Genomic DNA, 25,002 nt, shown 5'->3' with positions numbered 1-25,002 from the left:
CGGCTGAGCCCGGCAATGGTACTTTGCCACGTATTCCGCGATAATATGGCCATCTGTAGCACCACGCCAAACCACAGGATGTTTTTATTCATGACTGCTACCACACCTCGTCGCACCGCCCTGCTCCTGATTCTCGACGGCTGGGGGTATCGCGAAGACACCGACTCCAACGCCATTGCCGCTGCCAATACACCGGTCTGGGACAAGCTTTGGCAGCAATGCCCGCACACCCTGATTACCACCTCTGGCATCGACGTAGGGCTGCCCAGCGGCCAGATGGGCAACTCGGAAGTGGGCCACATGAACCTGGGCGCCGGCCGCGTGGTTTATCAAAGCCTGACCATGATCGACAAAGCCATCGAGACCGGTGACTTCTTTACCAACGACGTCCTGGCACAGGCCGCACGCAAGGCTGCTGCCAATGGCAAAGCCTTGCATATCATGGGCCTGCTTTCACCCGGCGGTATCCATAGCCATGAAAACCACATCCTGGCGATGATCAAACTCGCACAGGATGCAGGCGTCAAACAGGTATATGTGCACGCTTTCCTGGATGGCCGCGACATGCCGCCGCGCAGTGCCATGGCGTCATTGCAGAAAACACAAAAAGCGCTGGCTGATGCCGGGCTGGGCCGCATCGTCTCGGTCATCGGGCGCTATTTCGCCATGGACCGCGACAAACGCTGGGATCGCATGCAGAGCGCTTACGATCTGATCACCCTGGGTGAATCCGCCTACCAGGCAGACTCGGTGGATGAGGCATTGACCAATGCCTATGCCCGGGATGAAGACGATGAATTTGTCAAAGCCACCCGAATTGGCGACGCCGTGCCCATCACTGACGGCGACAGCATCGTGTTCATGAATTTCCGGGCCGATCGCGCCCGCCAGCTGGCCAACGCCTTTGTCGACCCGGACTTTGACGGCTTCAAGCGCAAATCCGCGCCCGACCTTGCCGAGTTTGTCATGTTGACGGAGTACTCCGGAGACCTGCGCCAGTTCGCCAGTTGTGCTTACCCGCCACAGACGCTGCACAACAGCCTGGGTGAGTACCTGGCCGACCAGGGCCGCACGCAATTACGTATCGCTGAAACCGAAAAGTACGCGCATGTCACTTTCTTCTTCAGTGGCGGACGCGAACAACCATACAAAGGCGAAGAGCGCATTCTGGTACCGTCCCCGGATGTCGCCACCTACGACCTGAAACCGGAAATGAGCGCCCCCGAAGTCACCGACAAACTGGATGAAGCCATCCGTTCGGGCAAGTACGATGCCATTATCTGCAATTATGCCAATGGCGACATGGTCGGCCACACCGGCAACTTCGATGCGGCCGTCAAGGCTGTCGAAACCCTCGACATCTGCCTGGGCCGCCTGATGCAGGCGATCCGGGATACCGGCGGCCAATGCCTGATTACCGCCGACCATGGCAATGTCGAGCAGATGATGGATGCCACCTCCGGGCAGGCACTGACCTCGCATACCAGCGGCCCGGTACCTCTGCTTTATGTGGGTGAACGGAAATGGCGCTTTACCCGGGACGGCGCCCTGTCCGACATTGCGCCGACCCTGCTCACACTCATGGATTTGGAGGTGCCTGCGGAGATGACCGGCCATATACTGATGGCACCATGAACGCACACGCTGCACGCCTGACAAACACCCGGAGATACCGTTTACCGGCCCGGCTGCGGCTGTGTCACTTGTTTGCGCCCCTGTTGCTGGCACTGACCGCCGCGGTATTTCCCGTCGCGGCGCAGCAGGAAAACACCGAAGCACAACTTGCCGCCATCAATGACAGCATCGGACAGATCGAAACCTGGTTGCAGGAAGCACGCAACCAGCGTTCCAGCGAGGAAGCCGCGCTCAGCGAAATCAATCAGCGCATTGATGCCATCAACGGTGACATTGCCGACAATCAGCGAAACATCGACGGCCTGGACGCAGAGCTCAGCACTCTGAGCCGGCAGCAGGAGACATTGCTGGCCGACAGCGAAGCCCAGCGGGAAATTGTCGCCCGCGCCGTGCGCGCAGGTTACCTCAGCGGCGGCGACAGCCAGTTGCAATTGTTATTGATGCAACAGGATCCCTCCACTGCCCAGCGCATGCTGGTCTATTTTAACGCCTTCAACGAAGATCGCCTGCAGCAGATCCGCCGGTTCCGGCAGATCCTGGCGGAGCTGGAACAGACCCGCAACCGGATCGACCGGGCACAGACCACCCTGGCAGAGTCCAATGCGGCATTGACACAACAGCGGCAGCAACTGGAGCGCAGTCAGCAGGAACGATCCCTGCTTATCGCCAGCCTCAACGCCGACATGGCCACCCGTCGCAATGAGCTGGAACAACTGCTGGGCGACCGCGCGCATTTGCAGGAACTGATAGACGAGATAAACCGTATTATCGTAGACATCCCCTCGCCGGAAGACGCCATGCCCTTCGCTGGGGCACGCGGCCAGTTGCCCTGGCCGGTAAATGGGCCGCTGCTTGCCGGTTTTGGTGAACGTTATGGCGGCAGTCTGCAACGGCAGGGCATTATCATTGGCACGGAAACCGGCAGTGCTGTCAGGGCCGTGCACAACGGACGTGTGGTTTTCGCCGACTGGTTGCGCGGCTCTGGAAATCTGATCGTGGTCGATCATGGCAACAGTTTCATCAGTCTGTATGCTCAGGTGCAGGCTTTCACCAAAAACAGTGGCGACTGGGTCAACCGGGGCGAGGCCCTGGCCCTGTCGGGCAGCGATGCAGGCAACGGCAGCCCGGGGCTGTATTTCGAGATCAGGCAAAACAGCAGGACGCTGAATCCACAGGACTGGCTGACACCATCAAGCAGATAACCGACCATGGCGCTACCATCAATCACTACCCAGCGCCGGGCCAAGCGCATAGAATGCCGGTCAGGCCGGTCTCAAATCAGATACAGGATCGCAGGAGCAGACATGTTGTCAACACAAGCAGTTTTTAACCATCGCCGCCGCACCGGCTTCGTTTGCGCCGTACGCAGCACTTTGCAGCTTGGCGCCCTGATGGTGGCACTGACCCATGCCGGAAGCGCCATGTCTCAGCCAACCAATGATCCTGACCTCGATGTCATCACGCTTGATGAAATTGAACCCGCTGATGACAGCACCAACAACATCTCTGAAACCGAATCAACGCGACCTTTGCCGATAGAGGAAGTCAGACTGTTTGCCGAGGCGCTGGAGGCCATCCGCACCGCTTATGTATCCGACATTGATGACAAGACCCTGATCGATTATGCCATCCGTGGCATGCTGGCCGGGCTGGATCCTCACTCCGCTTACCTGAGCGCAGATGACTACGACAATCTGCAGGAAAGCACTGAAGGCGAGTTTGGCGGACTGGGTATTGAAATCGGCGAGGAAGACGGCTACATCAAAGTCATCACGCCGGTGGATGATACCCCGGCCGCCAGAGCCGGCGTCATGCCGGGCGACCTGATCGTCGAAATCAACGGCAGACCGGTGCGCGAGATGCTTATCAATGATGCCGTTGAGCTGCTGCGCGGCGAACCTGGCAGCGACGTCGATATCACCCTTATGCGTGACACTGAATCCGAACCCATCGACATTACCCTCACGCGTGAAGTGATTTCCGCCTCCAGCGTTCGCCACCGAATGCTGGAGCCAGGCTACGCTTACATTCGCATCGCCCAGTTCCGCACCAACACCGGCCCGGAGGTTGTCAAAGCGCTGGAAGACCTGCGAGCGTCAAATGACACACTCAACGGCCTGGTGCTGGATCTGCGCAATAATCCGGGCGGCGTCCTGCAGGCTTCCGTGCAGGTTGTTGATGCTTTCATCTCCGGCGGCCAGATTGTTTATACCGAAGGCCGCTTTGACGATTCTGACGGCAACTTTTACGCCACTGCCGACGATCCCAGCCAGGGCATACCGCTGGTAGTGCTGATCAATACCGGTTCGGCATCGGCAGCGGAAATTGTTGCCGGGGCACTGCAGGACCAGGGGCGTGCGGTCATCATGGGCACGCGCAGCTTTGGCAAAGGGTCGGTGCAATCGGTGCTGCCGCTCAACAATGAGCGCGCCCTGAAACTGACCACATCACTGTATTTCACGCCGTCGGGCCGCTCAATTCAGGCGCAGGGCATTGAGCCCGATATTGTCGTCGACGAAGCCCTGGTGACCCGGCGCATGCCCCGGCGCGGCATCTATTCCGAACGCGACCTGGAAGGTCATCTGCCCGGAACTGACGAATCAGAAGCTGAAAGCGACACACCCCGACCTGTCACCAGCTCGGAGCAGATTGTGGTCAGCGATTATCAGTTGAATGAGGCCCTGACCCTGCTCAAGGGCTGGCACATCATGGAAAGCGGACGACAGCGACGACAAAACGACGAATGAAAACTCATTTCGACACCGTCAAAAATGCCTGGCAGCGTTTTGCTGCGCAACCCGGCAATACGCACATCGCCCTGGCAGCTGCACTTTTGCTGGGTCTGGTGCTGGTCGTGACGCTGGCTGATGGCGGTGAGTCTGAGCAGCTGACAGACAGCACAACTGAGACCGAAGCCTCAGCCTCAGCCGCGCCAGATGATACACCTGTCGTGACAGATTTAACCGAGCCGGTTATTGCCGAAGCAGAGTCAGCCGGACCGGTTATTGATGAAACCGATGCGGTCGCCGTTGATGCGCCAGCGCTTGTGGGCAACCGGCTGGTCATCATTCTGGACGATATCGGCAACAACGCAGCTGCCGGTGAGCGCGCGGTTAATCTGCCCGGCGCCGTCACCTACGCGGTGCTGCCGTTCACGCCACACGGTCAAACGCTGGCAAACATGGCGCACGAGGCTGGCAAAGAAGTGATGCTACATGCCCCCATGAGCAACCTCGCGGGTATGGCGTTGGGCGAAGGTGGCCTGACACTGACACTGACGGAGGAAGAGTTCATCAACACGCTGCGCGCTGCGATTGCCGACATCCCGCATATTGCCGGCGTCAATAACCACACCGGCAGTGAATTGACCGCAGCGGTACAACCCATGCAGTGGGTCATGCGTGAGCTGAAACAACAAGGCCTGTTTTTTGTTGACAGCATGACCACCGGCAACAGCGTAGCCGGGGAAACTGCCATCGAGCTTCAGGTACCTTCTCTCAAGCGCCATGTCTTCCTTGATAATGAAGCCACGCCGGAAGCCATCGACCGGGAGTTCCAGCGGGCCCTGGACATTGCCCGGCAGCAGGGCTTCGCAGTCGCCATCGGACACCCTTATCCGGCCACGCTGGATTATCTGGAACAGGCCCTTCTGACCCTGCCCGAGCACGACATCACCCTGGTGTCGGCCTCCGCCCTGCTTGAGCGGGAACAACAGCCCTGAGCGATAAACAGCCCTGAGCGATAAACAGCCCTGAGCGATAAACAGCCTTGAGCCATAAAAAGCCCTGATTTAGCTATCTGCATCCATCGACATCAGCGAGGCGTTGCTGTCCAGATAGTCGATATGTTTGTGCAGCATGGCGAGCGCATCGGCGTCAATTACCGGACCCACATCTGTCGACAGGTCCGCCGGATCGCCAATACTCAGCTCATCCATGGCACCCGCCAACAACTCCGTCAGCTCGTCGGCAATGTCTTCCTGCACCAGCAACACTCTCAGCGCGGAACATCGCTGCCCTGCACTTTGAAACCCGGACTGCAATACATCGGCAACGACCTGCTCCAGCAAGGCCGATGAATCTACCAGCATGGCATTAAGCCCGCCGGTTTCCGCAATCAGCGTCGCTATCGGGCCGTTGCGGGCCGCCAGGTTCTGGTTGATCGCGCGCGCGGCATCAGTGGACCCGGTGAACGCGACACCGGTAACGCGCTTGTCACCGACCAGACGGGCGCCGGTCTCGGCGCCGCCAACAATCAGGTGCAAAACATCGCGCGGTATACCGGCCTGGTGCAGCAGATCAACCGCAGCGGCAGCCACCTGCGGCGTCTGTTCGGCAGGCTTGGCTACAACCGTGTTGCCTGCTACCAGTGCCGCTGTCACCTGACCCAGGAATATTGCCAGCGGAAAATTCCACGGACTTATGCAGACAAACACACCCCGGCCCCGCAATTGCCACCGGTTGTCTTCGCCGGTTGGTCCCGGCAGGGCACGGGCCTGAAAATCCTGACGGGCACGCACGGCATAATAACGGCAAAAATCTACTGCCTCACGCACTTCAGCTACGCCGTCGGCAACTGTTTTTCCGCCCTCCTTTGTACACAAGGCGATCAGCTGAGGCATTTGAGCTTCCAGCAGTTCAGCCATATTCTCCAGACAGTCGGCACGATACCCGACATCCGCTGCCGACCAGTCTGCAAATGCTTTGGCCGCCATTGAAAGCGCCTGGTCAATTTCTTTATCGCCCGCATCGGCAGGCGCTGGTGCCAGTCCGGATCGCGGCCACTGTGTCTGCAGCTTTTCCAGCGCAGCGAAGCTGGACAGGTCCACTCCCTGAGCATTGCGACGATCAGGATACAAACGCACCGGCAAAGGAATGCGCGGATGCGGTATCTGCGACAGGGACAACACCTGCGCAACCGGGTCTTGCACCAACGCCGCGACCGGCGTGTTGTCATCCAGAATACGATTGACAAAGGAGGTATTGGCGCCATTCTCCAGCAGACGACGCACCAGGTAGGGCAACAGGTCTTCATGACTGCCTACCGGTGCATACACACGGCATTCAGGTCCGGAGTCTTTACCAGTAATCAGTTGCTCATAGAGTGGGCCACCCATGCCGTGTAAACGCTGGAACTCAAAATCCATGCCGGCAGAATCACTGGCAGCAGATCTCTTATTTTCGCGAGTGTATTCCAGAATTGCTGCAACCGTGTAGGCATTGTGGGTAGCAAATTGGGCGTAGAGCAAACGGTTATGGACAAGCAGTTTTTGTGCACAGGCCAGATAGGACACATCGGTGTTCTGTTTACGGGTGAACACAGGATAAGCGCTCAGACCCTGCTCCTGGGCGCGCTTGATCTCGGTATCCCAGTAAGCGCCTTTAACCAGACGAATCATCAAACGTCGTTCCGCCCGGACTGCCAGATCCGCCAGCCAGTCAATCTGATCGTAGGCACGCTTTTGATACGCCTGCACCGCCAGCCCCAGGCCCTGCCACCCAGCCAGTGATTGATTCAATGCCACCTGTTCAAAAACCGCCAATGTCAGGTCCAGGCGATCCGCCTCTTCGGCATCCACGGTCAGGCCGATATCATAATGCTTTGCCAGCTTCGCCAGTTCCAGCAATCGTGGTATCAATTCTTTCATGACACGGCCGGCCTGGGACACCTCAAAGCGCGGGTGCAAAGCCGACAATTTGATGGATATACCCGGCGCTTTTATCGGGCCCAGACCGACTGCCGTCGCGCCGATGGCGTGAATAGCCGCGGTATATGCCTTCAGATAGCGGACACTGTCAGCACGGGTACGCGCGGCCTCGCCCAGCATGTCATATGAATGCAGGTAATGCCCTGCTTCGGACGTATGTGAACGCGTCAGAGCCTCCTCGATAGTGCGGCCCATGACAAATTGCCGGGCCATGATACGCATGGCATGGCGAACCGCCTGACGCACAAGTGGTTCACCGGCGCGCTGCAACAAGCGCCGAAAAATGCTGTTGCCCTGGTCCGCCTGCATGACCGGATGGATGACTTTACCCGACAGCATCAGCCCCCAGGTCGAGGCGTTAACAAACAGGGATTCGCTTTGACCCAGATGGCTTTGCCAATCGCCGCTTCCCAGCTTGTCTTCAATCAAGCGGTCGACTGTCGCCTCATCAGGCGTTCGCAACAAGGCTTCTGCCAGACACATCAGCACCACGCCTTCCTGGCTGGACAACTGATACTCCTGCATCAGGGCATCTACGCCCGACCCTTTGGTACGGTTGGCGCGCACCGTTTCTATCAGCTGACCAGCCTGTTCACCGATACCTTGTTTGTCGGTCGGGGAGTCATTAAGTGCGCGGCACAGCCGGTGAACATGCGATGTTTCATCAACGCGATAGGCTTTGCGCACCGCCTGATAAGCGGGCATTGAAACCAGCGGTAAAGCAAAGTAGCGCACAGTGAACCTCCGGACGGAAATCCAAAACCCTACTTTACGCAACCAACATACATATCTGCAACAACTGTCGTTAAAGGGACAGACAAGCGTTAGCGAGGTAGCTTGTCAAATATCCAGCCGCATGGTGATGCCCTGCTCAGCCATATACTGCTTGGCCTGCGGAATACTGAATTCGCCAAAATGGAAAATGCTGGCGGCCAGCACGGCGTCGGCGCCGCCCTGGAGCACGCCGTCAACCAGATGTTGCAGATTGCCAACACCACCGGAGGCAATCACCGGCACGTCCACGGCGTCACTGACCGCTTTGTTGAGCGCCAGGTCAAAACCGATTTTGGTGCCATCACGGTCCATGCTGGTCAGCAGGATTTCACCAGCGCCGAAGCTGACCATGCGCCTGACCCAGTCAATTGCATCCAGGCCCGTCGGCTTGCGGCCACCGTGGGTAAAAATTTCCCAGCGATCAGCCTCGCCCTCGGTGCTGACTTTTTTGGCGTCCACCGCCACCACGATACACTGCGAGCCAAAGCGCTGAGCGGCCTCGCGGACAAATTCCGGATTGGTGACGGCAGCCGTGTTGATGGACACCTTGTCGGCGCCGGCATTGAGCATGGTACGGATATCTTCCAGGGTGCGGATGCCACCCCCGACAGTGAGCGGAATAAACACCTGGCTGGCTATTGCCTCAACTGTTTTAACCGTGGTTTCCCGCCCTTCACTGGACGCGGTGATATCAAGAAAGGTGATTTCATCAGCACCGGCATCACTGTAGCGTTTGGCAATTTCGACCGGGTCGCCGGCATCACGAATATCGAGAAATTTGACGCCTTTGACCACACGACCCTTGTCGCAGTCCAGGCAGGGGATGATGCGTTTTGCCAGTGCCATGTTATGCTCCGCCATCTTTTAAGTAGCTGTCACAGTAGGCCTGTGCCTTTGCCAGATCCAGCGCACCTTCATAGATTGCGCGGCCGGTAATGGCACCCATGATGCCGGCTCCGGTATCAGTTTTTGCAACACGGCACAGACCCGCAATATCTTCCATGCGACTGACACCACCGGAGGCAATGACCGGGATGGTGGAGGCGCGCGCCAGACGCAAAGTGGCCTCCACGTTAACGCCCTGCATCATGCCATCACGCGCAATATCAGTATAGATGATCGCTTCCACGCCGTCGTTGGCAAACCGTTGTGCCAGATCCACGACATTGACCGTGGACACTTCCGCCCAGCCGTCGGTGGCCACCCAGCCGTCTTTGGCATCCAGGCCAACTATGATGTGTCCCGGAAACGCTTTGCAGGCTTCGGCGACAAACGGCGGATGCCTGACCGCCTGTGTGCCGATGATGACATGCTTCACACCCACGCCCAGGTAGTATTCAATGGTTGCCAGGTCACGGATACCCCCGCCAATCTGCAAAGGCAGATCCGGATACTCTTTGGCGATGGCTTCCACTATGGCACCGTTGACCGGCTCGCCCGCGAAAGCACCATTCAGGTCAACCAGATGCAGACGACGCGCGCCCTGCGCACGCCAGTGACCGGCAGTTTTGACCGGGTCGTCAGAAAACACCGTGGAGTCTTCCATCCGGCCCTGGCGCAGACGCACACATTGACCGTCTTTGAGATCGATTGCAGGAATTACCAGCATTATTTACACCTTGACTGTCGGGTTTCGAATGACCGGTCCCGGGCTGCCTGCTCTGAAAGCAGCATGGCATCGGGACGCAGTCGTCTCAGGGTCTGCCGTCCCAGCGCAGGAAGTTATTCAGCAACTGCAAACCAGCATGCTGACTCTTTTCCGGATGAAACTGGACGGCAAACAAGGAATCCTTGCTCAGCGCTGCGGCAAAATCATTGCCATAATGAGTGATACCTGCCACTTGAGAAACATCAGCAGGTGCAACAAAATAACTGTGCACAAAATAGAACCGGCTGTTATCGGCGATATTGTGCCAAAGCGGATGTGGCCGTTGTTGTTGCACACAGTTCCAGCCCATGTGCGGTACTTTCAGGCGCTGACCATCAACATCCAGCAGACCTTTGTCGCCACCAAAGCGTTTGACCGATCCGGGCAACAGGCCCAGACACGCCACATGACCATTCTCTTCACTGCTGTCCAGCAGCGCCTGCATGCCAACACAGATTGCCAGCACCGGTTTGCCACGTGCCACCGCCTCATTGACGATGGCATCGACGCCGAGTCGACGAATTTCGGCCATGCAGTCACGGATGGCACCCACACCTGGAAAAATAATGCGGTCAGCGGCCAGAATACGCGATGCATCACTGGTCACCTCAACGCTGATATCCCTGCCCAGGCTTTCCACGGCTTTTGATACGGAATGGAGATTACCCATTCCATAATCAATGACGGCTACGTTGTTCATGATCGGGGGAGTCCTGCTCGATTCGCTCAACTGTTCTGTTCCAGACTGCCTTGTTACAGACTGCCTTTGGTCGAAGGGATCACATCTGCACTGCGCGGGTCGATTTCCATCGCCATGCGCAGGGCCCGGCCAAACGCCTTGAATACAGTTTCAACCTGGTGATGGCTGTTCTGTCCACGCAGATTGTCGATGTGCAGAGTCACCAGGGCATGGTTCACAAAACCCTGAAAAAACTCGTAGAACAGGTCGACATCAAAGCCACCCACCGATGCACGGGTAAATGGTACGTGATACTCCAGGCCCGGTCGGCCGGAAAAATCCACCACCACGCGTGACAAGGCTTCATCCAGCGGCACGTAGGCGTGTCCATAACGACGAATGCCTTTACGGTCCAGTGCTTTGTAGAAAGCCTGCCCCAGGGTGATGCCCAGATCTTCCACTGTGTGGTGGGCGTCAATATCAAGATCACCAACCGCGTGAATATCCAGATCGATCAGACCATGGCGGGCCACCTGATCCAGCATGTGATCAAGGAATGGCAGGCCAGTCTGGCATTTGAGTTCGCCGCTACCATCCAGATTCACGGTCACACGAATCTGGGTTTCCTTGGTATTGCGCTCTACAGTGGCCTGACGATCGGCCTTCTCTGCGGTCTTGGCTGTGGTCATGGAAAGATCCCGGGCTGAATTGATCAGAAACTTGAAAATGCGCGCGCATTATAAGCCCTAGCGCCCCCCAGGGGCCAGCGTTGCTGTCGTGGATAGTTTCCGGGGCGCCTGCTAGTATGTAAAAGCATGGACTTACTTCCCCGCTTTCAACGCCTGTATACCCTGCGCCTGGCGCTGCTGGCCGGCGTTCTGGTGCCCGTGGTGCTGGTGGTGGCTTTCGCCGGCTCGTGGGCTCTGCGCCTGCTCGAGCAACAAGGCAATGAGCGCATGCAGGAAGATATTGAACTGATCGCCGATGCCATTCGTTTGCCGCTCAGCCACGCACTGGAACGGGATCGCATTGGCAGCATCAATCAGGCCCTGAACTCGGCGTTTAATACCAATGTGGTCTATGGCGCCTATGTCTATGACGAACGCGGCCAGGAGATCGCCCGCAGCGGGCGCCGCGCCGCGCGCGTGGAAACCGATCAGGCTGCCATGCTGGCGGCCTCGGGCGATCTGTTGAGTGAATTCTCGCAGGCAGGCGAGGAAGAAATATTCTCCTATTTTGTGCCGTTGACGGATACCGGCGGTCGCATCAATGGTCTCCTGCAACTGACCCGGCGCGGCAGTGATTTCAGTGATTATATCGCCATGGTTCGGCAGACCTCACTGATCGCGCTGGCAGGCTTGTGCCTGTTGCTGTCGATGATTGTATTGGTCGGCCACCACCATGCCCTGGGCGGTCCGCTAAAGCGTATGCTCGGTGGCATGAAGAAGATTCGTGGCAGCGACAGCCAGCGACGACTGCATAATGACGGCCCGGCGGAGATACAGAACCTGGCGTCAGGCATCAATAATATGCTGGACCGCATCGATGCATCTCAGGATGAACTGGTCGAGCGGCGCCAGCATGAAATGGCGTTGCGCCTGCGCCTGGAGCAATCCGAAAAGCTGGCCACCATTGGCCGACTCGCTGCCGGGGTGGCGCACGAGTTGGGCAGTCCGCTGAGCACACTGGACGGGAAGGCCCAACAGGCCTTGCGCGACAGCGAATCGGAAGCCGCAGAACCTGAGTCGCGAACCCGGCGCAATCTGAAACAGATCCGGGCGGAAGCAGCTCGCATGGAGAAGATCATTCAACAGTTGCTCGACTACGGACGCGACAACCCGCTCAGCCGTGTCCAGCTCGACTGTGAACGACAGGTGCAACAGGCGCTGGACAAACTGGCCCCGGAACGGGAGAGCAAAACTGTCTCTGCCACGCTGGAAGGTCCGGCACTGCGTATTTCAGTCGATCCGCTGCGTTTCGACCAGGCCCTGAGCAACCTGATCGCCAATGCCATTCACGCCTGCCGACAGCAAATACGGATTACCTGGCGGGCAACCGTCATAGACGGGCAAGGGATGATCGAATTGCGCGTGGAAGACGACGGAGACGGCATACAAATGGATGACAAAGCAAAACTTTTTGACCCTTTTTTCACTACCAAACCGGTTGGTCAGGGCACCGGACTCGGCCTGGCCGTGGCTCATGCCGCGATCAAGGATCACGGCGGCAACATTACACTGGAGGCGCCGGATCAGCGCACGGATAGCCTGGGTGGTGCCTGCTTTGTGGTGAGGCTGCCTGATGAGTAAACAACAGACGAATGACCCGCAGCAACAGCAAAAAGAAATCGTTCTGATCGTGGAAGACGACAGGTCCTTGCGCGAACTGCTGGTGGAGGAGATGCAGGATGCCGGTTACGCGGCGCTGGAGGCAGGCGACACTGCTCAGGCACTGGCGAAACTGGCCGACCACCCCGTTAATCTGATCATCAGTGATCTGCGTCTGCCCGGTGCCAGTGGCCTGGAATTGCTGGCAACTATGCGTCAGCAGGCTGACTCCCCCGGTTTTATCATGATCACTGCCTTCGGTACCGTGGAGCAGGCAGTCGATGCACTGAAACAAGGTGCGGATGACTTCCTCACCAAGCCCATCAAGCTTGATCACCTGCGCATAGCCGCCGAGCGCGTCATCCAGCGCCGCAAACTGCAACAGGAACTGGCCCGATACCGCAAACTTATCGGCGACCACGGTTTTCATGGCATGCTCGGACGCAGCGCAGCCATGCAACGTCTGTCGAGTGTTGTCCGCATGGTCGCCAGAGCCGAAGGGCCGGCCTTGATCACTGGCGAAAGCGGCACCGGCAAAGAACTGGTAGCCCGCGCGCTACACGAAGAAAGCCAGCGCAAGGACGGGCCGTTTGTGGCGGTCAATTGCGCCGGAATCCCGCCCGAACTGCTGGAAAGCGAACTGTTTGGCCATACCGCCCAGGCCTTTACCGGCGCCCGCAAAGCGCGCACCGGCCTGTTTGAAGAGGCTGACGGCGGCAGCCTGCTGCTGGACGAACTGGGCGAAATGCCCATGGAAATGCAGGCCAAACTGCTACGTATCCTGCAGGACGGCAGAATCCGCCCGGTCGGCAGTAATCAGGAAAAACAGCTGGATGTGCGGATCATCGCCGCAACCAATCGCGACCTGGACGAGGAAGTTCGCAACGGCCGTTTCCGCGAAGACCTGTATTTTCGTTTGCAGACTTTCGCCATGCATGTGCCGCCGCTGCGCGAGCGCGGTGACGATATCGAACTGCTGGTGGCTCACTTCATTGGCCGCTTCAGTCTGCAATTGCACCGTGACATACATGGCATCAGCGATACGGCGCTGGCTCGCCTGCGGGCACATGACTACCCTGGCAATGTCCGCGAACTTGCCAGTGCCATTGAGCGTGCCGTCACGTTTTGCCAGGGCAGTGAAATTGACCTGCAGGATCTGCCGGAACGCTTGCAGACGGCAAGTCAGTCGATGGATGACGATGCATCACAGATCGCCCGACAGCTACTGTCCGGCGATACAGGTACAGAATCCGATGCCTTACCGTCCCTGCAGGATGTTGAACTGGCCTACATTCATCTGGTGCTGAAACGTCTGGACGGCAACAAACGCCAGGCTGCTGCCGCGCTGGGCATTGGCCGTCGTACGCTATACCGCCGCCTGGGTATTGATGAGTAATTTGCAGCAGAGAAAACCGGCCAACAGGTCCTTGCGCACACTATATTACGACTCATGCGCCATAATGGCACATACAAAACCCTCTGCCTATCTCTGACACTTTATCCTAACAACTTGTTTTTATTTAACATCTAAGAACCGCAAAAGCTGGCACAATGCTTGCGACAGTCAGGCTACACGTTGTAGAAAGCAAAGGAGTTATTCATGCTTAAGAAATTACTTGGTATACCCGCCCTGTTCGCACTCATTTTCGCTGCTGGTGTCGCGCATGCTCAGCCACCCGCACCAGCGGCACCGGAAGCAGACGTTCCGCAAAGTGCAGCAGATATCGACGCCGACATGAAAGAGAAATTTGTCGGCGCATACGGCGACATCATGTCAATCCAGATGCGCTACGCCGAACAACTGCAATCGGTAACCGACGAAAACGAAGCCAACTCACTGCAGCAGCAGGCGCAGGTGGAGATGCAGGAAGCAGTTACTGCCAATGACATCACCATTCAGGCGTATAACCAGATTATCCAGTTGGCTTCTGCCGATGAAGAACTGATGGCTGAACTGGAAGCTGCCATTGAAGAAGAAATGGAGTCTTAATTCTCTCAACCAGTGTTTAGATATATAACCCGCAGGATTTTGCCCGTGTACATTGTGCACGGGCTTTTTTGTGCATTGACTGACGTATTCCGTTAAACTTTCAGACCATTTTCCGCTGATCGCAGTACGGGATGCCGAACGTTATGTCAAAACTACTTAAATACCTGATTTTCCTGCTGGCCGGCCTGGCTGTATTTGCCGTTGTACTTGTCTTCGTCCTGTTTACGGTTATTGATCCGAACCGCTACCGACCTGCCATTGAGGCGTCAGCGTCGCAGCAGACTGGCATGCAGTTACGCATCAATGGCGACATCGACTGGACTTTCCGTCCAGTTTTTGGCCTCAGCATACAGGATGTCAGCCTGACTAACGGGATCACACCTCAGGAGCTGGCGTCGTTTTCCACGATCGCGCTGAAGCTCGACATCGGCAGCCTGTTGTACGGCAACCTGGCGGTGCAGGAGTTTGTTGCCGAAAACCTGCACATCAACTGGTTTGTTGACGCTGAGGGCCAGGCCAACTGGCTGGTAAACGCCGACGATCCCGCGCCCACGCAAACCACAGAGCCGGGCATCACAGAATTACCGATCGACATCAATATCGCAGACATACGTGTCATCAACGCCAGTGTTGCCTATCGCGACCAGCGCACAAATACTGACACCCGCCTGCAGAACATCAATCTGACCAGTCAGAACACCAATCTGGAAAACCGGCCCTTCCCGCTTGAACTGAGCATGCGCCTGGTCAATGAACTGAGCGATCAGGACCTGACCCTTAACCTGGCATCAACCGCCCAGGTTGATTTTAACGCCGGCAATATCAGTCTTGACGATCTGCGCTTCAACCTCAGCCCGCTGGTGCTCACCGGCGAACTCAGCGTCAGCGATTTCCGCAACGACATGCGCTGGCAGACCAGCCTTGCCAGCAACACCTTCAACCTGAGCCATCTGCTGGCGAACTTTATGCCGCTTGATGAAGACAGCATGCCGGCGCCAGATGCACAACAATTCTCAGTTCAGACCCTGCAGGCCAATGGTGATAGTGCGGGCATAACCCTGGGCGGCTTGACGGTGGCACTGGACGATACTGTTGCAGACGTACGCGGCGACTACCTGTATGCCACCGATTCCCGCCAGGCACTGCTGGCATACAACCTGAATACCAACGCCATTGATCTGGACAGCCTGCTGCCGATATCCGGCAGCACTGAAACCGACGCCACAGCCGAAACGGAGGTTGATCAGGAGGCGGAGCAACCCCCTGCACAGATCGCAGCGGACACACCCGATAGCAGCACGACTGAGCTGCCATTTGACCTGCTGCGCAGCATGGACATTCGTGGCGAGCACAATGTCGAGTCACTGACAGTGTCCGGCCTGCAGTTTTCTCCCGTGGAATTCGGCCTGTTGCTGCAGGACGGCGTGCTGAACATCGACACTCAGCCTGTTGGTTTTTATGACGGAGAGCTAGATGCCACTGTCACCCTGAATGCCACCACATCGCCCGCGCAACTGGCGATGGAAACCGGCCTTACCGGTGTCAGCGCAACTGCCCTGGCCGCTGATCTGCCGCGTCTTGGTTTTTTCACCGGCCGCTTCAATGCCAGTACCACCCACATGATGCAGGGCAACACCGTTAATGCCTTGCTCAACAGCATAGATGGCGCCAGCACGCTGCAGGTAAGCGACAGCTCAGTGGACATCACCATGCTGAAGCGTGTCTTCTCCGCCATCTCCGTGCTCAGCCCGAGAGGCGACATGGCATCACAATGGCCCGATGTTGTTCGTTTCAGCAACTCCGAGGCCTACCTGATCTTTAATGACGGTATCGATGAGAATCAGGAGCTGAACCTGCGCCTGGATAACTTTGATGTCAGCGGTACCGGTGGCATTGATCTGGTGGCAGGCGAGTTTGATTACAGACTTGATTTCACCATTCTGGGTGAGCCGGAGCCACAAACAATTCGCGTCAACGAAGACTTTCAGAATGTTGCCTGGCCGGTGCGTTGCGATGCGGCTTTTGATGACGCCGCCGCGCAATATTGCAGCCCTGACCTGCAGCGTGTGCGTGAGGTATTCGCTGCCATCGCCCGTGACGAAATCCAGCGCCGCGCCAGCGAGGCAGTCGGCGAACAGGTTGAGCGCTTGCGCACCAGAATACAGGATCTGTTCCAGAACTAACGGGCTGTCGCCTGCCTTTACTTCAACCCGCGGATGCTATTTTGACCAATCTGATAGACACCGACACCGTGCTTGAGTGGTATCACCAGCACGGTCGCCACGACCTGCCCTGGCAGCATAACACCACACCTTACCGGGTCTGGGTGTCCGAGATCATGCTGCAGCAGACCCAGGTAAGTACCGTCATCGATTATTACCAGCGCTTCATGGCCCGATTTCCCGATGTGCAGACGTTGGCAGCCGCGCCGCTGGACGAGGTGCTGCACCTGTGGACGGGGCTGGGTTATTACGCTCGCGCGCGTAACCTGCACAAGACCGCCCGGACTGTCTGCGACCAGCACGCCGGCGAATTTCCATCAGACATGGATACCCTGATGACACTGCCTGGCATCGGTCGCTCCACTGCCGGCGCCATTCTGGCCCTGGCCATGGGTCGGCGCGGTGTTATTCTGGACGGCAATGTGAAGCGTGTATTATGCCGCTATCACGCCATTCAGAGCTGGTCCGGGGAAACCAGAACACTCGCCCGGCTGTGGCAGATTGCCGAGGACACCACGCCGCACAAGCAGGTCGCTGCCTACACGCAGGCGATGATGGATCTGGGCGCCACCCTTTGCACCCGCAGTAAACCGGACTGCCAGCGCTGCCCGTTAACGTCTGGCTGCCAGGCCTGGCGTCTTGAACTGACCTCACAGCTACCGGTCAGCAAACCCAGAAAAAAGCTGCCACAAAAACAGACCTATATGATCCTGTATCATCAGGACAAGGCCGCAGTTTTGCTGCAACAACGCCAGTCCACCGGCCTGTGGGGCGGGCTGTGGAGTTTGCCCGAGTGCAGTGACGATGAGGCCCTGGCAGCCTGGCTGCAACGCCATGGCGGTGAACAAAACGAACAGTGGCCCGCCCTTCGTCACACCTTCAGCCATTTCCATCTGGATATTACGCCGGTGCTGGTGCGCGCCAGTGACAGCTCGCAGGTTTTGGACTCTGCCGGCAGCCTGTGGTATCCATTGGACCACTCACTAAAGCTCGGACTCGCCGCACCGGTGAAAAAACTGCTTGACCGCCTGGCGAGCCACAAATGACTTGCCAGACCAACGCCAGAGGATTGATATGACCCGTACCGTATTCTGCAAAAAGTACCAAAAAGAATTGCCTGGCCTTGCCGTGCCGCCGTTCCCGGGTGCAAAAGGCCAGCAACTATTCGACCAGATCTCCGCGCAGGCCTGGCAGGACTGGCAAAAACAGCAGGTGATGTTGATCAACGAGAAGCAACTCAGCATGGCCTCTGCCGATGACAGGCGCTATTTGCAGGAGCAGATGGATCGCTACTTCGCCAATGAGTCCTTTGAGAGCGCAAGCGGATACGTTCCGCCGGAAGCCGATTGAGATACTCCAGGGATTTGTGCCCCGAAGACTTGACTAAGGCCGCCGCAACGGTTTTAATACGCGCCTTGTTGTGGACGCAGCTCCTTGCGCAGCATCCCGACAAGGCAAGTTAATACACGCCCAGGTAGCTCAGTCGGTAGAGCAGAGGATTGAAAATCCTCGTGTCGGTGGTTCGATTCCGCCCCTGGGCACCATACAAAAAGCCTCGCTTTCAAGCGGGGCTTTTTTTATGGTGCCCCAGGGGCGGATGAGAACCATCAATCTGGTTCGATAAATTGCGCCAGCAATTTACAACGAGTGCGACAGCACGAAGCCCGAAGGGGCCAAACAGCCCTAAGCTGTTTGGATTATTCCGCCCCTGGGCACCATACAAAAAGCCTCGCGACAGCAGAAAAGCCCCTACTGCCCCAAAATAGCGTCGATCACCACACCTGCAGTCTCGGTGATCAAAAGAATATCTGAAGCAACCCGCACATACTTGTGCCCCTCAGGCGCCATACCGAGCTGTTGCGAAATAGCATCCGGCACCGAGTAATAAGTCACATCACGTGGCAACTGCCTGCCCATTTCCCATTTTCTGGCCTGCCCTGGGGGCATACAACCATTCTGCTTCTTTGCCAATCCCGGCGGACAACCGCCTGGTCCCGCATTATTCGCAGCTTCCTGGTAATAATTGCGAACCACTGAACGCTGTGCATCATCAAAACGGTATTTTGCTTCCTGACGGCGCTCCTGGTTTTGACCCTGACCCTGACCCTGCCCCTGCCCCTGGGCCAGCGCCGGACCAATTGCCAGAACACACAAACTGAGCAGTGCCGTTACAACCCTGATCCTTGCCCTAACTGATCTCATGACCTTTCTCCTGTTTTTTTGTTCAGACCTGGAAGTAACATTACATCCATGGCTGCGAGACCATAATAGACTAGTCGTCTTAACCTTACCTGAATAATCTTCTGGGCTGCGCGGCTAACATCAAGGGTTAATCTCACGCCGCCCGCGGGTCAATTTCCTGAGTAATATTCAACCCTGCTTCTATTTCGGCGCGCCTCAAATCGTATGCAGACTGCAGATTGAGCCAGCTTTGTGCATCTCCGCCAAAATAGCGCGCCAGTCGCAGCGCAGTATCAGCCGTTACTCCGCGGCGCTCCAGAGTAATATCATTAATTCGCGCAGGCGTAACACGCAGCGCCTTCGCCAACGCATTGGCACTCATACCCAAAGGAACCAGGTAATCTTCCCGCAACACCTCACCCGGATGCACCGGGCGCATGCCGTTTTTAATCATGCTACGACCCTCCTAGTGGTAATCGACAATTTCAACATCAAAGGCGCCCTCATCCCGACCAACGCCGCGACCTACCCGTCTCGAACAAAGCTTGTGTTTTAGAACAGCGGAAGCCCTTAATCATAAACCTGATTGTATATCGATAAACGATATACAGCAAGCCAGTTTAGTAAGGTGCGTTTAAGGGTGTGTGGTTAGTCCGTGCGGGATATCCGCAAGGGCATGTCCGGAATCGTAGTCCCGGTGTCGACCGATCCTTGCTGTTCAACACTTCTCAGTGCTTCAAAATCACATAAAACGCATGAATAATGCCCGGAATAAAACCCAGCATTGTCAGCAGGATATTGAGCCAGAACGGAAACTTGATGCCCACTTCCATAAAAACCCCCACCGGGGGCAACAATACAGCAAAAATCATTTTAATCGGGTCCGTCGGGGTAAACGCCATGATATTCCCTCTCACGATTGCTAAGTATGCTCTGGAACCATAACATATCCGGGCACGGAACAATGTAACACCTCTATTATCCGGACAACCTGTATTGGACAAATCATGATTATCGAAACCCCGCGTCAGGAACAGCTACTGGATCAACCCCATCGTATGGAAAAGGATCTGCTGGGTCCGCTGGCCGTACCGGCCGATGCCTACTACGGCGTACAAACCCAGCGTGCCCTGGAGAATTTTGTGTTGTCCGGCGTACCGTTGGCGCACTTCCCGAAACTGATTCTTGGGCTGGCCATGGTCAAGAAGGCTGCCGCCGCCGCCAACCGCGATATCGGCGAGCTTAGCCCGGCCAAATACGACGCCATCGCCTATGCCTGCGACCGATTGATTAACGGCGAATTTCATGAGCAGTTTGTGGTGGACATGATTCAGGGTGGTGCCGGCACTTCCACCAACATGAATGCCAATGAGGTCATTGCCAACGTTGCGCTGGAATATATGGGCCACGGCAAGGGGGAGTATCAGCACCTGCATCCCAACAACGACGTGAACATGTCGCAGTCCACCAACGATGCCTACCCGACCGCAATCAGAGTGGGCCTGCAACTGTCTCATGCCGAACTGGTCGACAGCCTGGCATTGCTGCAACAGGCTTTCGCCGTCAAACGCGATGAGTTCCATGACGTCATCAAGATGGGCCGCACTCAATTGCAGGACGCTGTGCCAATGACCCTGGGGCAGGAGTTCGGCGCTTATGCCACCACCCTGGGCGAAGACATCGAGCGTATAGGCGGTTTGTACGACCTGCTGCGCGAAGTCAATCTGGGTGGCACCGCTATCGGCACCGGCATTAATGCTGATCCGCGCTATGCGGTGCTGGCGGTGTCTCATTTGAGTGAGGTTTGTGGCCACCCGATGCGACTGGCAACCGATCTGATTGAAGCCACTTCCGACATGGGGGCATTTGTCCTTTTTTCCGGTATGACCAAGCGACTGGCCATCAAACTGTCAAAAATCTGCAACGACCTGCGCCTGTTATCCAGCGGGCCTCGCACGGGCTTTAATGAAATCAACCTGCCGCCGCAACAACCAGGCTCATCCATCATGCCAGGCAAGGTCAACCCGGTGATACCGGAAGCGGTCAACCAGGTGGCCTACCAGGTTATCGGCAACGACCTGGCCATCACCATGGCCGCGGAAAATGGCCAGCTGCAGCTCAACGTTATGGAACCGTTAATTGCTTACAAAATCATGGAGTCCATGCGCCTGCTGCGCCGGGCCATGGACATGTTGCGCGAGCGCTGCGTTATCGGCATCACCGCCAACCGTGAACGTTGCCGCGAACTGGTCGATAACTCCATCGGCCTGATCACCGCCCTGAACCCTTACATCGGTTATGAGGATGCCACGCGCATTGCCCGGATCGCGCTGGAAAGCGGACGCAGTGTGCTGGAGCTGGTACGGGAAGAAAATCTGCTGGATGAAGAAACGCTGATCGAAATTCTGAAGCCGGAGAATATGGTTAATCCGCGCGCGGTGAAACGCAAATAAATAGAAAGGGGACGGAGGCGATTTATCGCCTCCGTCCCCTTTCTATTTGTCCCCTTTTTTCTTAGAAGGTCTTGCGCACCCCGACTTCAAACACACGGCCGAGCGGGTTGCCGATTCGCGGATCGTAACCGAACTCCTGCCGTGAGGCGGGCGGTGCTTCGTCAGTGATGTTGGTCACTGATGCACTGAACGATGCCCATTCGTGATCCCACACCCAGTGCAGGTCACCCGACAGCCAACCGCCTGGATCAACACCGTAGTAGGACGGACCAAATGGCGTTGTTGTACCCGGCTGGAAACCACCCGGCACCAGGGCCGCTTCGTTCACAGAGCCATCGTCGTTGTAGTAGCGTTCGTCCTTGACACCATCAATGTACGACAACACAAAGCGGAAGTTGTGATCACCCTGCCCGTAGTTGACATTAAGGTTGGCACGCCACTCAGGGGCAGCCTGCGCAATGGTGGCAAAGTTAAGCGTGCCCAGACGATCATCGCCCGGATCCAGCTGGAAGCCGTCAAGGACCGTTTCGCCGAAGGAAAACTCTTCCACCTTGGTCAGTGTCAGACCCAGTCGCATGTCACCCGCAAAAGCCGGGAAGCTGTAACGCGCCTGAACATCGAAACCGTTGGTGGTTTGGCCCGGGCCGTTGCCGAACTCGGTCGTGATGTTGGCAAAATCATTCGCCGTGGTCACACCCTGGTTACACACGCCACCGTTAAACTGCACACGCCCTACCAGGGGATGCGAGCAATCAGCCAGTGCTGTGCGATTTGTCGGTACACTGCCCGAGCCATCCGGTGCAATGCTGAACACGGAGCTGGCGATATCGTTAGCGGACGCCAACAGACCCAACTCGTCTTCCGTCTCAATACTGAAGTAGTCAAGAATGAACTGGAAGCTGTGTGACACGTCAAAGCCTTCAGACTGCCAGATCGCGCCGGTGCTCCATACTGTTGCAGTTTCCGGCTCAATACCGGTTGCCGTGATGGTAGTGGCACCACGCCAGTCTCCGCCGGCGATGGTATAACTGTTGACGCCGTTGTTGACTTCACCCGGGCTCAGGCCAGCGCCCGGCGCCTGGTAGTTGGTGCCGTAAGAACCGCGGAATGACAGATTGTCGGTCAGGTCATACTTGCCCGACACCTTGTATACGGTTGCACTCAGGTCGCCGCTGAAGGCTTCATGGCGTACCGCCGCAGTCATTACCAGATCGTCCAGCAAGGGCAGGTTCAACTCACCAAATGCTGAACGCTGATCCTGTTTGGTCGAATCGGGCGGATCAATACCAAAGAAGAAGAACGGACCCGGGCCATCAGGCGTACAACCGTTATACTCCGGGTCATTCGGATCCAGCGGTCGCTGCTCCGGCCAGAAGCAGGGCGTAGCACCATTGTAGATGGGGTCCGGGTTGGTTTCGCGGTTTTTGGTGTCCCGATACTGCAAACCCGCACCCCAGGCGATATTACCGCCGGGCAGTTCGATACCGGTCTGCCCACTGAACACGAGATCAACGGTTGCGTTCCAGCTTGTAGTCTCACCGTAACGATCGTTAAATATCCACTCTCTCAGTTCCAGAGGATTCTGCAGGTTGGGATCATAACTGGGGTTGGCCAGGCCCAGCTCTGGCTGACTGGCAAAATTGGAAGCAAACGGGTTCCAGTACATACAGTCGCCGACACCGGCCTGGGCCGGATTCTGAATACCCAATCGGTTCGGATCCTGATCCTGGGCATCGCAGTTGGGTCCGCCAAAACCGTACAAGGCATTCTGCAACCGCCCACCCATGATGTCAGGTGCCGAACTGCGAAGATCGACCTGGTTATAGGTGATGGCAAAATCGTAGCTGATCTGGTTCTCGAACTCACCGGTCAGACCCGTGGCTATGTGCCAGTAACGTGCCTCATTTTCGTTGGGTGTACTGTGCAGACCACTACCGGCAAAGGTGTCGTTACCGCCATGGGCAAAGGCACGATAGGTAATCGGCGTAAAGCCCTGGGTAATCGCTGACAGTGGATTATTTGCCCACCCGGAACGCTGTACAAACTCGTCAACGTAGGGGTTGCTGACGGGCGCATAGAGCTGATAGGTCAAACCGGAGGTCTGCGCCGGCCCACGAACCACGGGCTGGGATGGCGAGCCGTAGGCTTCAGGCGTGTGCACACGGCTGTAGGCAGTGCGGGCATAAAATTCCATGCTGTCGGACATCTGGGTGGTAATTTGACCAAACAGACGGTAAATATCATTTTCTTCGACAATGTTGTAGAACGGTATGTAGCCGTAGTTACAGGTAAATGCACCTACAAACACACCACCAACGGCTTCACAGGACGATTGCGTGAAGTCTGATGCCAGCCCCAGCGGCGTGCCCCACTCCGAGTTGGCGGTATTACCTGGTTCAGCTGGCAAGCTCGCACGCGGCACCCAGCCCGCCAGGTTGGTCAGGCCCGACCAGGGAGCCGGGTTGACACCATAGGGCAGGCTGGCAAAGTCCCGTTCCTTTGTCTGCAGCCGGGAGCGGTGATCCCACTCGGCGGCCACCATCAGGTTACTGTCACCAACGTCCCAGCCGCCTTTGGCGGACACGTTCCAGTCACCGTCGGAATCAAAACCACCTTTATAGGACGAACTCAGCTCAAAACCCTGGTAGCTGTCCTCGGTGATGAAGTTGACCACCCCGCCGGTAGCATCAGCACCGTAAGTCACGGCCGCGCCGTCCTTGAGGATTTCCACCCGCCCGGTAACCGACGAAGGGAATATCGAGGCGTTCTGGGGCGTGCGGCGCCCGTTGAACAGGGTCAGGGTCTTGTCCGAGCCGATACCGCGTAAGTTGAAACTGACGTTACCGGTGTTGCCGGAACCGCCAAAGTAATAGGCTTCCCCGGTAATGGGGCCGCCGGCGGTGAGGGTTTTGGCGAAATCGAGTGCCGTCGGGCTGCCGGTTTCCAGCAATTCGGCGGCAGAGAAGACTTCAACGGGCAGTGCGGCATCAAGCGGGGTACCGCGGATCAGGGAACCTGTAATAACCACTTCTTCTATTTCGGTTTCCTGGGCGGCGAGGGGTAGTGCGGTGCCGGCCATCATGATGGCCAATACCAAGGATTTGCGTTTGCCTGTGTAGACATGTCGCATGGGTTACTCTCCTGTAGCTTTTGTTTTTATTTTACTGCTGATTTTTAGTACCGTTGCACGGTTTGTTCAACCGCGAAACAAGGCCTGAAAAGCACCACAGTTACTGCTACGTGGATTCGTCAACATCCTCAGGATTGTCAAAGACCGAGCCAAAGTCTATAACCGAAGCAACATCGTTTCAATACATTTTGTCACACAATGTTTCATTTACGGTCGCCCGGGATAATGCCAGCGGGGTAATGGGGACGGATGATAT

20 protein-coding genes and 1 tRNA gene are annotated in these 25,002 nt (G+C 56.9%); 12 read left to right on the top strand and 9 right to left on the bottom strand.

Annotation, left to right across the window (positions count from 1 at the left end):
* Positions 1 to 90 precede the first annotated feature (90 nt).
* The 4 genes from gpmI (at position 91) to WD071_RS12135 (ending at position 5,356) form a co-directional block, all read left to right on the top strand.
* Positions 91 to 1,635, top strand: coding sequence for a 2,3-bisphosphoglycerate-independent phosphoglycerate mutase (gpmI, locus tag WD071_RS12150; protein WP_368048650.1), 1,545 nt, complete (start codon positions 91 to 93; stop codon positions 1,633 to 1,635).
* Positions 1,632 to 2,837: a murein hydrolase activator EnvC gene (locus WD071_RS12145; protein WP_368048649.1), complete on the top strand. Its 1,206-nt coding sequence runs from the start codon at positions 1,632 to 1,634 to the stop codon at positions 2,835 to 2,837. The genes gpmI and WD071_RS12145 overlap by 4 nt, the downstream gene beginning before the upstream one ends.
* A 102-nt stretch (positions 2,838 to 2,939) precedes the next feature.
* On the top strand, positions 2,940 to 4,382 hold the full coding sequence (locus WD071_RS12140; protein WP_368048648.1) for a S41 family peptidase: 1,443 nt from the start codon (positions 2,940 to 2,942) through the stop codon (positions 4,380 to 4,382).
* Positions 4,379 to 5,356 (top strand): divergent polysaccharide deacetylase family protein, encoded by a 978-nt coding sequence (locus WD071_RS12135; RefSeq protein ID WP_368048647.1) that lies wholly within the window; start codon positions 4,379 to 4,381, stop codon positions 5,354 to 5,356. The genes WD071_RS12140 and WD071_RS12135 overlap by 4 nt, the downstream gene beginning before the upstream one ends.
* 69 nt (positions 5,357 to 5,425) lie before the next feature.
* Here the strand turns inward: WD071_RS12135 and putA are convergent, their stop codons facing one another.
* From putA to hisB, 5 genes are all read right to left on the bottom strand, one after another.
* A complete protein-coding gene (gene putA / locus WD071_RS12130) occupies positions 5,426 to 8,077 on the bottom strand; it encodes a bifunctional proline dehydrogenase/L-glutamate gamma-semialdehyde dehydrogenase PutA (RefSeq protein ID WP_368048646.1) in 2,652 nt (883 codons plus the stop codon).
* Positions 8,078 to 8,182: 105 nt separating this feature from the next.
* Positions 8,183 to 8,962, bottom strand: coding sequence for an imidazole glycerol phosphate synthase subunit HisF (gene hisF, locus WD071_RS12125; RefSeq protein ID WP_368048645.1), 780 nt, complete (start codon positions 8,960 to 8,962; stop codon positions 8,183 to 8,185).
* 1 nt (position 8,963) lies between these two features.
* A complete protein-coding gene (hisA, locus tag WD071_RS12120; protein ID WP_368048644.1) occupies positions 8,964 to 9,725 on the bottom strand; it encodes a 1-(5-phosphoribosyl)-5-[(5-phosphoribosylamino)methylideneamino]imidazole-4-carboxamide isomerase in 762 nt (253 codons plus the stop codon).
* A gap of 85 nt (positions 9,726 to 9,810) precedes the next feature.
* On the bottom strand, positions 9,811 to 10,464 hold the full coding sequence (gene hisH / locus WD071_RS12115) for an imidazole glycerol phosphate synthase subunit HisH (RefSeq protein ID WP_368048643.1): 654 nt from the start codon (positions 10,462 to 10,464) through the stop codon (positions 9,811 to 9,813).
* A 53-nt stretch (positions 10,465 to 10,517) separates the two neighbouring features.
* Positions 10,518 to 11,132: an imidazoleglycerol-phosphate dehydratase HisB gene (gene hisB, locus WD071_RS12110; protein ID WP_368048642.1), complete on the bottom strand. Its 615-nt coding sequence runs from the start codon at positions 11,130 to 11,132 to the stop codon at positions 10,518 to 10,520.
* 126 nt (positions 11,133 to 11,258) lie between these two features.
* Here hisB and WD071_RS12105 point away from each other — a divergent pair, with 126 nt between their 5' ends.
* The 7 genes from WD071_RS12105 to WD071_RS12075 all read left to right on the top strand — a co-directional run bounded on the left by WD071_RS12105 (position 11,259) and on the right by WD071_RS12075 (position 18,526).
* Complete coding sequence (locus tag WD071_RS12105; RefSeq protein ID WP_368048641.1) at positions 11,259 to 12,752, top strand: ATP-binding protein; 1,494 nt, start codon at positions 11,259 to 11,261, stop codon at positions 12,750 to 12,752.
* Complete coding sequence (locus WD071_RS12100; protein WP_368048640.1) at positions 12,745 to 14,166, top strand: sigma-54-dependent transcriptional regulator; 1,422 nt, start codon at positions 12,745 to 12,747, stop codon at positions 14,164 to 14,166. The genes WD071_RS12105 and WD071_RS12100 overlap by 8 nt, the downstream gene beginning before the upstream one ends.
* A gap of 204 nt (positions 14,167 to 14,370) precedes the next feature.
* Positions 14,371 to 14,760 carry a DUF4168 domain-containing protein gene (locus WD071_RS12095; protein ID WP_368048639.1) on the top strand — a complete coding sequence of 130 codons (390 nt, stop codon included), beginning with the start codon at positions 14,371 to 14,373 and terminating at the stop codon, positions 14,758 to 14,760.
* A 143-nt stretch (positions 14,761 to 14,903) separates the two neighbouring features.
* Positions 14,904 to 16,943 carry an AsmA family protein gene (locus WD071_RS12090; protein ID WP_368048638.1) on the top strand — a complete coding sequence of 680 codons (2,040 nt, stop codon included), beginning with the start codon at positions 14,904 to 14,906 and terminating at the stop codon, positions 16,941 to 16,943.
* Positions 16,944 to 16,984: 41 nt separating this feature from the next.
* Entirely contained in the window at positions 16,985 to 18,028 is a 1,044-nt protein-coding gene (mutY, locus tag WD071_RS12085) for an A/G-specific adenine glycosylase (protein WP_368048637.1), read from the top strand.
* Between the two features lie 28 nt (positions 18,029 to 18,056).
* On the top strand, positions 18,057 to 18,332 hold the full coding sequence (locus WD071_RS12080) for an oxidative damage protection protein (RefSeq protein WP_368048636.1): 276 nt from the start codon (positions 18,057 to 18,059) through the stop codon (positions 18,330 to 18,332).
* A gap of 118 nt (positions 18,333 to 18,450) precedes the next feature.
* Positions 18,451 to 18,526, top strand: a tRNA-Phe gene (locus tag WD071_RS12075).
* A gap of 205 nt (positions 18,527 to 18,731) precedes the next feature.
* On the opposite strand, the gene WD071_RS12070 is transcribed toward WD071_RS12075, so the two are convergent.
* The 3 genes from WD071_RS12070 to WD071_RS12060 all read right to left on the bottom strand — a co-directional run bounded on the left by WD071_RS12070 (position 18,732) and on the right by WD071_RS12060 (position 20,065).
* Positions 18,732 to 19,184 (bottom strand): hypothetical protein, encoded by a 453-nt coding sequence (locus WD071_RS12070; protein ID WP_368048635.1) that lies wholly within the window; start codon positions 19,182 to 19,184, stop codon positions 18,732 to 18,734.
* A gap of 133 nt (positions 19,185 to 19,317) precedes the next feature.
* Positions 19,318 to 19,617, bottom strand: coding sequence for a HigA family addiction module antitoxin (locus WD071_RS12065; RefSeq protein ID WP_368048634.1), 300 nt, complete (start codon positions 19,615 to 19,617; stop codon positions 19,318 to 19,320).
* A 274-nt stretch (positions 19,618 to 19,891) separates the two neighbouring features.
* Entirely contained in the window at positions 19,892 to 20,065 is a 174-nt protein-coding gene (locus WD071_RS12060; RefSeq protein ID WP_368048633.1) for a YqaE/Pmp3 family membrane protein, read from the bottom strand.
* 105 nt (positions 20,066 to 20,170) lie between these two features.
* Here WD071_RS12060 and aspA point away from each other — a divergent pair, with 105 nt between their 5' ends.
* Positions 20,171 to 21,616 carry an aspartate ammonia-lyase gene (aspA, locus tag WD071_RS12055; RefSeq protein ID WP_368048632.1) on the top strand — a complete coding sequence of 482 codons (1,446 nt, stop codon included), beginning with the start codon at positions 20,171 to 20,173 and terminating at the stop codon, positions 21,614 to 21,616.
* 61 nt (positions 21,617 to 21,677) lie between these two features.
* Here the strand turns inward: aspA and WD071_RS12050 are convergent, their stop codons facing one another.
* On the bottom strand, positions 21,678 to 24,746 hold the full coding sequence (locus WD071_RS12050) for a TonB-dependent receptor (protein WP_368048631.1): 3,069 nt from the start codon (positions 24,744 to 24,746) through the stop codon (positions 21,678 to 21,680).
* Positions 24,747 to 25,002: the final 256 nt, after the last annotated feature.

Source organism: Pseudohongiella sp. (assembly GCF_040877505.1).
GTDB lineage: Bacteria > Pseudomonadota > Gammaproteobacteria > Pseudomonadales > Pseudohongiellaceae > Pseudohongiella.
This window is presented reverse-complemented; position numbering and strand designations above follow the sequence as displayed.